Raw genomic sequence first — 12,181 nt, forward strand, 5'->3', positions numbered from 1 at the left:
CGGAACAAGGAATCGCTATGGACTATGCAACTCTCAAGCTGATCTGGTGGGTGCTCGTCGGCGTGCTGCTGATCGGCTTCGCCGTCACCGACGGCTTCGACATGGGCGCGACCGCGCTGCTGCCATTCCTCGGCAAGACCGACGAGGAGCGCCGCATCATCGTCAACACGGTCGGCGCGACCTGGGAAGGCAACCAGGTGTGGCTGATCACGGCCGGCGGCGCGATGTTCGCGGCCTGGCCGCTCGTCTACGCGGCGTCGTTCTCCGGCTTCTACTTCGCGATGCTGCTCGTGCTGTTCGCGCTGTTCTTCCGGCCGGTGGGCTTCGACTATCGCAGCAAGCGGCCGGACCCGCGCTGGCGCGCGGGCTGGGACTGGGGCCTGTTCGCTGGCGGCTTCGTGCCGGCGCTCGTGTTCGGCGTCGCGTTCGGCAACCTGCTGCAGGGCGTGCCGTTCAAGTTCGACAGCGACCTGCGCGTGACCTACTACGGCGGCTTCTGGGCGCTCTTGAACCCGTTCGCGCTGCTGTGCGGGCTCGTCAGCCTCACGATGCTCGTCGCGCACGGCGCCGCGTTCATCAAGATGAAGACCGACGGCGTGATCGCGCGCCGTGCGTCGATCGCGCTGCGTGTCGCGTCATTCCTCGCGGTCGTGCTGTTCGTGCTGGCCGGCGTGCTGGTGGCCTCGTATATCGGCGGCTTCCACATTACCCACGCCGCGCCGACGGACACCGTCGCGAACCCGCTGCTCAAGGACGTCGCCGCCGGCGCGGGCCTGTGGCTCGCGAACTACGGCGACTATCCGTGGATGATCGCCGCGCCCGTCGTCGGGATCGCGGGCGGCGTGCTCGCGCTGCTGCTCGCCGGCTCGAAGCAGGAAAAGACGGCGTTCTTCTGCACCGGCCTGATGATCGCCGGCGTGATCCTGACCGCAGGCTTCTCGATGTTCCCGTTCATCATGCCGTCGTCGCTCGACCCGCGCAGCAGCCTGACCGTGTGGGATTCGACGTCGAGCCACATGACGCTGCAGGTGATGCTGTTCGCGGTGATCGTGTTCCTCCCGATCGTGCTGATCTACACGGGCTGGGTGTATCGCGTGATGCGCGGCAAGGTCACGCACCAGACGCTCGAAGAAAACAAGCACTCGATGTATTGATGCATTGAACCGGCCGGGGCGCGCAGGCGCCCTCGCCTACCGTTTCGCAAGGAGTCTGACCATGTGGTATTTCAGCTGGATTCTCGGTATCGGCGTCGCGCTGTCGTTCGGCATCGTCAACGCGATGTGGCTCGAAGCGCGGCAGAAGACGCAGGAAGCGTCCGTGCGGGCGCGCCGTGACTGACGCACCGATGCACTGACGGGTGACGCGCGCGGCCGATCGATCGCGCGCCGCCGTCCGGAAGAGAAAGAACCTCGCTTCGCGCGAGGTTTTTTTTCGTCCTGGCCGCGCGGGCACACGCCGTGCATCGATGCCAATTTAGCGCCAGATTGATACCACTTGAATACCAATAAAAGGTTTCATAAGATCGTTGGACACGGCCGCTGACAGGCCGATTCCTTCTGGGTGGGGGAGACATGCGATTCCCGTGTGTGGCGTGCGCCTGCGCGCCGTGTCGACGTCCGTGTTCCACGGCGCGCGCCGTCGTCGTGCTCATGCTCGTGCGCGGCCAACCGGGCGCCGCCGGCCGCGGCCGCCTCGTCGCCGCGGCGAACGTCATGGGCCGCCGATGAATCCGCGCACGCCGCCGCGCCGATCCGATCGGCACGCATGCCCGCCTCCCGTTCCGTAACGCACGCCCCCGCGTGCCGATTGTGCGCGGGGCTGCCGCATCGCCCCGCGTGCTGGTATCTCCCGCAGCTCCACTGAAAGACCCGATCGCAGCGACGTCGCGTCACGGCGCCGCCACGCCCTCTTTTTCTCAGGAGTTCGAATTGAAGCGTACCTTGCCATCCCTCATTGCCGGTCTGCTGATCGCGGTGCTGTCGCCCGCTGCGATCTCGGCGCTGCCGGCGTCGGCCACCGCCGGCGCGACCGCCGGCAGCGCGCAAGCGGCCGCCGCCCAGGCAGCCAGCCTCGCGACGCAGCTGTCGAACGGCCTCGCGTTGCGCGTCGCCGTCGACAACAACCACGCGGCCGCGGCCGGCGTGCCGTGCGCCGATCTCGGCGCAGACGGCGCGGCCTGCGCGACGGGCCGCCTGATCCTGCAAAACCGCGGCCACCAGGCGATCGCCGACGGCGGCTGGAAGCTCTACCTGCACAGCATCCGCCGCCTGCTGCGGATCGATCGCCCCGGCTTCGCGCTGCGGCGGCTCACCGGCGACCTGTACGAACTGACGCCGCAGCCGGGCTCGGTGCGGCTCGCGCCCGGCGAGCGCATCGAGCTGCCGTTCGTCGCCGAATACTGGCTGCTGCGCTACAGCGACGTGATTCCGCGCCCGTACGTCGTCGTCGACGGCGCGCCGCCGGCCGTGCTGCGCTACAACGACACCGACAACGAGCTGCGCTACGTCGAATCGCTGCCGGCCGACGCGCAGAACAACTCGACCGGCAACGCGCCGCCGGTGGCCGCACGGCCCGATCCGGCCCGCGCGCTGCCGAGCGTGAAGCGCGAATTGCCGCTGCCCGGCACGCTCGAGCTGCGCGGCGTCGAACTCGCGCTGCCGGACCTGCCTGACGCGCAGGTCGCGGCGCTGCGCGAGCGCGCGACGACCCTCGGGCTCGACGGCGCACGCGTGCCGGTGCGCGGCTTCGTCGCGCCGCGCCGGCTGCCGGCCGACCTCGCGACACCGGGCGGCTACCGGCTCGCGATCGGGCCGCGCGGCGTGCTGATCGAAGGCTACGACCGCGCGGGCCTCTACTACGGCGTGCAGACGCTCTATTCGCTCGCGCCGGCCGGCGGCGGCGCGATCCCGGCGATGCTGGTCGAGGATGCGCCGCGCTTCACGCATCGCGGGATGCACGTCGACCTCGCGCGCAACTTCAAGCAGCCGGCGACGCTGCGCCGCCTGATCGACCAGATGAGCGCGTACAAGCTCAACCGCCTGCACCTGCATCTGTCCGACGACGAAGGCTGGCGCATCGAGATTCCCGGCCTGCCCGAGCTGACCGAGATCGGCTCGCGCCGCTGTCACGACCCGGGCGAGACGCGCTGCCTGCTGCCGCAGCTCGGCTCCGGCCCCGACAACCGCTCGGGCGGCGGCTACCTGACGCGCGACGACTACGTGGCGCTCGTGCGCTACGCGGCCGCGCGCTTCGTGCAGATCATCCCCGAGATCGACATGCCCGCGCACGCCCGCGCGGCCGTCGTGACGATGGAGGCGCGCTACCGGCGGCTGCACGCGGCCGGCCGCGAGCAGGAAGCGAACGCGTATCGGCTGCTCGACCCGCAGGACACGACGAACCTGACGACGGTGCAGTTCTACGACCGGCGCAGCGACCTGAACCCGTGCGTGCCGGGCGCACTCAACTTCGCGTCTAAGGTGATCCGCGAGATCGCGGCGATGCACGCGGACGCGCAGGCGCCGCTGCAAACCTGGCACTACGGCGGCGACGAAGCGAAGAACATCTTCCTCGGCGGCGGCTTCCAGCCGCTGAACGGCACCGATCCGAACAAGGGGCGCATCGACCTGGCCGCGCAGGACAAGCCGTGGGCGCGGTCGCCCGCGTGCACGGCGCTGCTCCAGCGCGGCGAGATCAAGTCGATCGACGAGCTGCCGACGCGTTTCGCGAAACAGGTGAGCGCGGCCGTCGACGCGAACGGGATCGGCACGATGGCCGCGTGGCAGGACGGCATCAAGCACGCGAACGGGCCGCAGGATTTCAGCACGCGCCACGTGATGGTGTCGCTGTGGGACACGATCTTCTGGGGCGCGTCGGACAGCGCGCGCGACCTGAGCGGCAAGGGCTACCAGACGGTGCTCGCGCTGCCCGACTACCTGTACTTCGACTTCCCGTACACGCTCAATCCGCGCGAGCGCGGCTACTACTGGGGCTCGCACGCGACCGACGAGTACAAGGTGTTCTCGCTCGCGCCGGAGAACCTGCCGCAGAACGCCGAAGTGATGGGCGACCGCGACGGCAACGCGTTCGAGGTGACGGGCACGGGCCCGGCGCCACGCATCGAAGGCATGCAGGGCCAGGCGTGGGGCGAGGTGATGCGCAACGACACCTTCCTCGAATACATGACCTACCCGCGGCTGCTCGCGCTCGCCGAGCGCGCGTGGCACCGGGCCGACTGGGAGCTGCCGTATGCGGCCGGCGTGCGCTTCAAGCGCGGCGACACGCATCACGTCGACGTCGCCGCGCTGCAGCGCGACTGGGCCGGCTTCGCGACGCTGCTCACGCAACGCGAATTGCCGAAGCTCGAGCGCGCCGGCGTCGGCTACCGGAAGCCGACCTTCACGCTGACGAATCCGTGAACGGCTGAAGAAGGCATCTGGCGATGCGCGAGGCGGGCAAACGCATCGCGCATCGCCCGCCCCAAAAGAAAACGGCTTGCGACGCGTACGTCGCAAGCCGTTGTTCTTTTGACCACCGGCCCGGATCCGCCGCGCGGATCGCTCACACCGGCTTCACCGCATCACGCCGGTTGTGCAGCCGCCCCGCCGCCCGACGGCGGCAGGCGCGCGCCGAGCTGTTCGGCATAGCGCGCCGCCGCGTTGCCGCAGACGATGTGGAACGTGTCGAGCGACACCCATGCGACGTCGAGCGTGCCGAGACGCTCGCGATCGACCGCCGACGGATCGCGCACGACCACGCGCAGGCGCGTGGTGGCCACCGCATCGAGCGACACGACGTTGGTCGCGCCGCCGAACACCGCGAGCCAGCGGGTCGGCTCCGGATCGAGCGGGCCGGCGGCCGCGCCGGTGACGGGCTGCGCGGCGGCGGCCGGCGCCGTTGCTGCCGCGCCGGTCGCGCCGCTGCCGATCGCGGCACGCATTTCGTCGGCGATGATGTCGGCCTCGGGCCCGATGATCACCTGCACGCTGTTGCCGCCGCGCTTGAGCACGCCGCGTGCGCCGATCGACTTCAGTTCCGGCTCCGATACCTTCTCCGGATCGACGACGGTCAGGCGCAGGCGCGTCGTGCATGCGTCGACGACCGACAGGTTGGCCGCCCCGCCCAGCGCGGCGATGTAGCGTTGCGCACGCGGTGCGGCAGCCGTTGCCGCCGCGCCCGGTGCGACGAAGCCGCCCGACGCGTACGATTCCGTGGCCGCATCGGTCGATGCCGGCTCACGGCCCGGCGTGGCCATGTTGAACTTGCGGATGAAGAAGCGGAACAGCCCGTAGTACGCGACGCCGTACGCGATACCGAGCGGAATCGCGATCCAGCCCTTCGTCGACAGCCCGTAGTTCAGCACGTAGTCGATCGCGCCAGCCGAGAACGTGAAGCCGAGCTTCACGCCGAGGATCTGGCAGATCGCGAGCGACAGCCCCGTCAGCAACGCATGGATCACGTACAGCACCGGCGCGAGGAACATGAAGCTGAATTCGATCGGCTCGGTCACGCCGGTCAGGAACGACGTCAGCGCCATCGAGAACAGCAGGCCGCCGACCATCGCGCGGCGCTCCTTCGGCGCTTCGTGCAGCATCGCGAGACACGCCGCCGGCAGGCCGAACATCATGATCGGGAAGAAGCCGGCCATGAAGGTGCCCGCGGTCGGGTCGCCCGCGAAGAAGCGGTGCAGGTCGCCGTGCACGATCTCGCCGCCGGCCGGCGGCGTGAAGTTACCGAACACGAACCATGCGAGCGAGTTGATGATGTGGTGCAGGCCGGTGACGAGCAGCAGGCGGTTCAGGAAGCCGAACACGAACGCACCGATCGCGCCCGCCGTCGTCAGCCACTGGCCGGCCGCGTCGATCGCATGCTGGACCGGCTGCCACACGTACCCGAATACGATCCCGAGTACCACGCACACCAGCCCCGTGATGATCGGCACGAACCGCTTGCCGCCGAAGAACGCGAGGTAGTCCGGCAGCTTGATGTCTTTATAGCGATTGTACAGCAGGCCCGCGACGACACCCGCGATGATCCCGGACAGCACGCCCATGTTCAGCTTGGGATCGATGTCCTTCATGATCGCGGTTTCGATCAGGTAACCGATCGCGCCCGCGAGCGCCGCCACGCCGTTGTTGTCCTTCGCGAAGCCGACCGCCACGCCGATCGCGAACAACAGCGGCAGGTTGTCGAAGATCGCGCCGCCGGCGTCGGCGATCATCTTGATGTTGAACACGTCCGGCTGGCCGAGCCGCAGCAGGATGCCGGCGACCGGCAATACCGCGATCGGCAGCATCAGCGCGCGGCCTAGACCCTGTATTTTCAGAAACGGATTCCCGTTCATTCAGTCCTCCAATCCTTGTCTCGTCATGAATCGTCGTTGAGGTGATTGCTTTGGTAGTGATACGGGTCGCGCGCCTGCCGCCGACGTTCAGTCGAGCGGCCAGACCTCGCGGCTTGCTGCCCTTACCGCCTGTGCGGAATCGAGCGCGAGCAGATCCTGCGCGCGCTGACGGCACAACTGGTAATCGAGACGGCGCACACGCGCCTTGATGCCCGGCACCGACACCGGATCGACCGACAGTTCGGTCACGCCGAGGCCCACCAGGACCGGCACCGCGAGCGGATCGCCGCCGAGCGCGCCGCATACGCCGACCCACTTGCCGTGCTTTTCCGCGCCGCGCACCGCGATGTCGATCAGGCGCAGCACGGCCGGATGCAGGCCGTCGGACTGCGCGGCGAGATCGGCCTGGCAGCGGTCCATCGCGAGCGTGTATTGCGTGAGGTCGTTAGTGCCGATCGACAGGAAATCCGCGTGCTGCGCGAGCTGGTCGGCCAGCAGCGCGGCCGACGGCACCTCGATCATCACGCCGACCTCGATCGGCTCGGTGCGGCCCTGCGCGCGCGCGAATTCGTCGATGCGCTTTTTCAGCCGCACGAGTTCGCCTGCGTCGGTCACCATCGGCAGCAGGATGCGCACCGCGCCGAACGGCTTCACCGCGAGCAGGCCCTGCAACTGATCGTCGAGCAGATCGGGGCGCACCTGCGCGAGACGGATGCCGCGCAGGCCGAGCGCCGGGTTCGGTTCGGGCGGCAGCGTCAGGTAGTCGACTTCCTTGTCCGCGCCGACGTCGAGCGTGCGGATGATCGCCGTGCGGCCCTGCAACGCGTCGACGATCGACTGGTAGCTCTGCTGGTGCTCGACCGCCGTCGGCGCGGCCTGACGATGGATGAACATCAGTTCGGTGCGCAGCAGGCCGACCGCGTCCGCGCCGTTGTCGACCGCGGTGTTCGCGTCGTCGAGCGTCGCGATGTTCGCGGCGACCTCGATCGCGCGGCCGTCGACCGTCGCGGCCGCCACACCTGCCAGTTGCCGGTTCGCGTCGCGCACGCCGTCCAGGCGCTGGCGTTCGTGCCGCGCGCGCTCGACGTCGAGCGCGGTCGGCGCGTGTTCGAGCCGGCCCGAGCTCGCATCGACGACGACCTGCGTGCCGTCCGGAATCGCGTACAGCGCATCGCCGACCGCCACCAGCGCCGGGATGCCGAGCTGCCGCGCGATGATCGCCGCGTGCGACGTCGCGCCGCCGCGCGCCATCACGAGCGCGGTCACGCGTTCGCGATCGAGCGACGACAGGTCGGACGGCGTGAATTCGTCGGCCGCGAGCACGGCCTCGTCGGGCAGCGCGCGCGCGGCGCCGTTCGTGTGGCCGAGCGCGCGCAGCACGCGCTTCTCGATGTCGCGCAGGTCGGCCGCGCGTTCGGCGAGCAGCGCATCGTCGAGCTTCGACAGCGTGTCGATCTGCGTGCGGATCGTCGCGCGCCACGCGAAGCCCGCGCCCTTGCCGAGGCTGATCAGGTCGCGCGCCGCATCGACGAGCGTCGGATCTTCCAGCAGCACGCGATGCACCGCGAAGATGCCCGCTTCGCCGACCGCGCCGCGCGCCGATGCGTTGCGCACCGTTTCGCCGAGTTCGGCGTCGACCGCCTTCAGCGCCTGGTCGAGGCGGCGGCTTTCCGCGGCCGGCGTGCCGGTCGCCTGCTCGGTCGGCACGATGTCCGCATCGTCGAGACGCACCAGCGTGCCGACCGCGATGCCGGGCGCGGCGCACACGCCGGCGAGCGTGTTCGGGTCAATGGGCGCGCCATCGCGCGGCGCGCCGGCGTGGCGTGCGACCGTCTGCGGCGCGGGCGACTTCAGCCGCGCCGGCTTTTCCTCCACTTCGCCGTGCGCTTCGCGCAGCAGCTCGCGCTCGACCGCATCGACGGCCTGCTGCGCGTGCGCGCCGCGGCCGACCAGCTCGACCGTCGCGCCTTCGCCAGCGCCGAGACCGAGCAGGCCGACGACGCTCGCGATCGACGCCTTGCGGCCGTCGAACAGCACGTCGACGCTCGCGTCGAGCCCGCGCGCGGCTTCCCGCGCCCGTGCGGCCGGCCGCGCATGCAGGCCGCCCGGCTGCGCGAGCACGATTTCGCGGCGCACTTCGTTGTGCGCGGCCGCGCCGGCCTGCGCCGCCTGCGCGGCGGCTTCGCCCTTGCCGCGCAGCGCGAGCAACGGCGTCTCGCCGGCCGTCGCGAAACCGCTCGCGCGATCGACGACCTCGAACGCGTCGGAATTCGCGATCGCGATCACCGACACCAGCGAATGCGCGTTTCGCGCGACCGCGTCCTGGTCGAACTCGATCAACAACGCGCCCGCTTCGACGCGCGCGCCGGCTTCGACGTGCGCGACGAAGCCCTGCCCGTTCAGCTCGACGGTGTCGATGCCGATGTGCAGCAGCACTTCCGCGCCTTGCGGCGTCGTGATCGTCACCGCGTGGCCGGTGCGTGCGAGATGCGACACGACGCCCGCGCACGGCGCGACGAGCCGGCCTTCGAGCGGGTCGATGCCGATGCCGTCGCCGAACATCCCGCCGGAGAACACCGGATCGGGCACGTCGGCCAGCGGAACGATCGGCCCCGTCAACGGGCTAAGCAGGACGATCTGATCGGGGTTAGGGCTCTTCAACTGGGATTCCTCGGCGCGTCTCATCGGCTTTCTCGACTGTCAGTGCGTTTCGGTGACTTTATTCAGGTGGCGCGGCGTGTCGGGATTGCGGCCGCGCGCGACGGCCAGATCCGCCGCCATCACGTAGAACGAAAGAATGGCGGCGATCGGGTCGAGCGCCGAATGGGCCGACTGCGCGAGCGACAGCACGGTGCCCTTTGCGTCGGATGTGCCGGGCGTGCCGGCTGGCGCCGCGAGCAGCACGGCGGCGCCGCGTGCGCGCATGTCCGCGGCAAGCTGCAGCAGGCCGGCCTGCTCGGGCCCCGGCGGCGCGAACACGAGCAGCGGATAGTCGCGATCGATCAGCTCCATCGGGCCGTGGCGGACTTCGGCGCTCGAGAATGCCTCGGCCTGGATGCCGGAGGTTTCCTTCAGCTTCAGCGCGGCTTCCTGCGCGATCGCGAGGCCGAGGCCGCGACCGATCACGATCATCCGCTCGACCCCCGCGAGCGCGGCGACGGCCTGCGACCAGTCGAGCCGGCCGGCTTGCGCGAGCACGTCGGGCAGGCCGCGCAATGCGGTGATCAGCGCGGCGTCGCGCTGCCAGTACGCGACGATCTGCGCGGACAGCGACAGCATCGCGATATAGCTCTTCGTCGCGGCGACCGACAGTTCGGGGCCGGCCAACAGCGGCAGCTGGTGCTCGCACGCGTCGGCGAGCGGCGACGGCAGCACGTTGACGGCGGCGACGGTGCGCGCGCCGGCTTCGCGCAGCGCGGCCATCGTGTTGACGAGATCGGGGCTCTTGCCCGACTGCGAGAACGCGAGCGCGAGCTGGTCCTGCACCTTCAGCGGCGCCTGCTGCAGCGTCGCGACCGACATCGGCAGCGACGCGACCGGCACGCCGAGGCGGCTCATCGTCAGGCTCGCGAAATAGCTGGCGGCGTGATCCGAGCTGCCGCGCGCGACCGTCAGCGCGACGGCCGGCGGGTGATCGAGCAATTGGCCGGCGAGCGCTTCGACGCGCGCGGTGTCGGCGAGTTGCGCGGCGACGACCTGGGCGGACTCGCGCGCTTCCTTAAGCATATTCGACAATCGATTCTCCTTCGACGTAGGTCGCGGTGAGGTTCAGGTCGCGATCGAACACCGCGAGGTCGGCCCATGCGCCGCGCTCGAGGCGGCCGCGATCGGCGATGCCGAGGTAGTCGGCCGCGTAGCGCGACATGCGGTTCGACACGTCGGCGATCGGCAGGCCGAGCGACACGAGGTTGCGCAGCGCCTGGTCCATCGTCAGCGTGCTGCCGGCGAGCGTGCCGTCGGCGAGCCGCACGCCGCCGAGGCACTTCGTCACGTGCTGGCTGCCGAGCCGGTATTCGCCGTCGGGCATGCCGGTCGCGGACGTGCTGTCGGTCACGACGTACAGGCGCGGGATCGCGCGCAGCGCCGCACGGATCGCACCGGGGTGGACGTGCAGCAGATCGGGGATGATTTCCGCGTACTCGGCGTGCGCGAGCGCCGCGCCGACGAGGCCCGGGTTGCGGTGATGCAGCGGCGACATCGCGTTGAACAGGTGCGTGAAACCGCACGCGCCGTGCTTGAGCGCGGCGACCGCGTCGTCGTAGGTCGCGAGCGAGTGGCCGAGCTGCACGCGTACGCCGCGCGCGGCCATCTCGCCGATGATCTCGATGTGGCCGGCGATTTCCGGCGCGAGCGTGACGACGCGGATCGGCGCGATCGACAGGTACTTCAGCACCTCGTCGAGCACGGCCGACACGGCCGCGTCCGGCTGCGCGCCGAGCTTGCCGGGGTTGATGTACGGGCCTTCGAGATGCACGCCGAGCACGCGCGCGCCGCCGGGCGTGCGGGTGCGGGCGACGATGCCGAGGTTCGCGACGACCTCCATCAGTTCGTCGCGCGGCGCGGTCATCGTCGTCGCGAGCAGGCTCGTCGTGCCGAATTGCGCGTGCGTGCGAGCGATCGTTTCGATCGCATCGCCGCCTTCCATCACGTCGGCGCCGCCGCCGCCATGCACGTGCAGGTCGATGAAGCCGGGCAGGATGTAAGGCGCGTCGTTCGTCGCGGGATCGACGGGCGTGCCGTCGAGCGTGGTGATGCGGCCGTTCTCGCTATCGAGCGAACCGAGAATCCAGCCGTCGGAGGTGAGGATGTTGCCAGTCAGCATGACGTTCTCTTGATGATCGGGTGACGCGGGCATCCGCGTCGTGATTGGCCAATCCGTTGCGATTCATTGCGCGCGATTGCGTTCCATCGCGATTGCGCGGAGGGTGCGAGGTGTGTGGGCAGTCTCGCGCGTCAGCGTTTCAGTTCGGCGACGAAGTCGTAGTAGTCGTCGCGGCAATACGTTTCGGTCACTTCGATCGCGCGCTGGTCGGCGCCGTAGCCGATCCGCGTGATCACCAGCAGCGCCGAGCCCGGCTTCACCGCCATCCATTTCGCGATCGCGTGCGTCGCGTTCGCGGCGCGAAAGTGCTGCAACGCGCGCACGACGGTCATGCCGCGCGCCTCGAGGTATTCGTACAGCGACGCGCCGAGCGCCTGCGGATCGGGCACCACCGCGGCCGGCAGCGTCGAATGCTCGACCGCCATCACGATGCCGTCCGCGCGGCGCAGCCGCTCCAGCCGCGCGACCGTCGCGCCGGGCGCGAGGCCGAGATGCGTGAGCTCGTCGCGGCTCGCGGTGCGCAGCGTGCGCGCCAGCCACACCGAATCGGGCACGAAGCCGCGCTGCTGCATCTTCGCGGTGAAGCCGACGAGACGCGACAGCGGATCGGCGACGCGCGGCGTGATGAAGCTGCCCGCGCCGCGCGCCCGCTTGATCAGGCCCTGCTCGACCAGCAGCGCGAGCGCACGTCGCGCGGTGATCCGCGACACGCCGACCGACACCGACAGCAGCCGTTCCGACGGCAGCGCCTCGCCGGCCCGCCACGCGCCGGCGTGAATCGCGCTCGCCAGGTTGCGGGCGAGCTGCAGATAGAGCGGCGTGTCGTCGAGGGGATCGGGCGCCAGTTCGGACCAGCCGGTTTCCATGTGCCTCCGGGTGTCGGACGACGATCTCGGACCGTCGAAAGTGAACGCATTATATAACCACCATAATACCAGTCAACGAACTGGTATTAGCGCTGCGGAAATCGCCGAAAGCCTTGCGCGGCAAGCGTTTTAGTGCCAGCAAAGCCTTTGTTT

The 12,181-nt window shown here is 69.7% G+C and carries 8 protein-coding genes; 3 read left to right on the forward strand and 5 right to left on the reverse strand.

The genetic code is table 11. The features are described 5' to 3' along the window. The first annotated feature begins 17 nt into the window (after positions 1-17). The 3 genes from cydB to JYG37_RS00330 all read left to right on the forward strand — a co-directional run bounded on the left by cydB (position 18) and on the right by JYG37_RS00330 (position 4,415). Positions 18-1,154, forward strand: a complete 1,137-nt coding sequence (gene cydB, locus JYG37_RS00320) for a cytochrome d ubiquinol oxidase subunit II (RefSeq protein WP_050014841.1) — start codon at positions 18-20, stop codon at positions 1,152-1,154. A gap of 61 nt (positions 1,155-1,215) precedes the next feature. Beyond that, a complete protein-coding gene (cydX, locus tag JYG37_RS00325; RefSeq protein WP_060733353.1) occupies positions 1,216-1,338 on the forward strand; it encodes a cytochrome bd-I oxidase subunit CydX in 123 nt (40 codons plus the stop codon). 590 nt (positions 1,339-1,928) lie between these two features. Further along, positions 1,929-4,415 carry a beta-N-acetylhexosaminidase gene (locus tag JYG37_RS00330; RefSeq protein ID WP_124630911.1) on the forward strand — a complete coding sequence of 829 codons (2,487 nt, stop codon included), beginning with the start codon at positions 1,929-1,931 and terminating at the stop codon, positions 4,413-4,415. 161 nt (positions 4,416-4,576) lie between these two features. Here the strand turns inward: JYG37_RS00330 and nagE are convergent, their stop codons facing one another. The 5 genes from nagE to JYG37_RS00355 all read right to left on the reverse strand — a co-directional run bounded on the left by nagE (position 4,577) and on the right by JYG37_RS00355 (position 12,028). After that, positions 4,577-6,340 carry an N-acetylglucosamine-specific PTS transporter subunit IIBC gene (gene nagE, locus JYG37_RS00335; RefSeq protein ID WP_050014838.1) on the reverse strand — a complete coding sequence of 588 codons (1,764 nt, stop codon included), beginning with the start codon at positions 6,338-6,340 and terminating at the stop codon, positions 4,577-4,579. A gap of 87 nt (positions 6,341-6,427) precedes the next feature. After that, the gene (gene ptsP, locus JYG37_RS00340) at positions 6,428-9,025 is read right to left on the reverse strand and encodes a phosphoenolpyruvate--protein phosphotransferase (protein WP_089488838.1); all 2,598 of its coding nucleotides are present in this window, start codon (positions 9,023-9,025) and stop codon (positions 6,428-6,430) included. A 15-nt stretch (positions 9,026-9,040) separates the two neighbouring features. Then, on the reverse strand, positions 9,041-10,066 hold the full coding sequence (locus JYG37_RS00345; protein WP_089488839.1) for an SIS domain-containing protein: 1,026 nt from the start codon (positions 10,064-10,066) through the stop codon (positions 9,041-9,043). Then, positions 10,059-11,162 carry an N-acetylglucosamine-6-phosphate deacetylase gene (gene nagA, locus JYG37_RS00350; RefSeq protein ID WP_050014925.1) on the reverse strand — a complete coding sequence of 368 codons (1,104 nt, stop codon included), beginning with the start codon at positions 11,160-11,162 and terminating at the stop codon, positions 10,059-10,061. Before nagA ends, JYG37_RS00345 begins: the two co-directional genes overlap by 8 nt. 131 nt (positions 11,163-11,293) lie before the next feature. Further along, entirely contained in the window at positions 11,294-12,028 is a 735-nt protein-coding gene (locus tag JYG37_RS00355) for a GntR family transcriptional regulator (protein WP_050014833.1), read from the reverse strand. Positions 12,029-12,181 lie beyond the last annotated feature (153 nt).

Source organism: Burkholderia sp. LAS2 (assembly GCF_018417615.1).
Classification (GTDB): domain Bacteria; phylum Pseudomonadota; class Gammaproteobacteria; order Burkholderiales; family Burkholderiaceae; genus Burkholderia; species Burkholderia sola.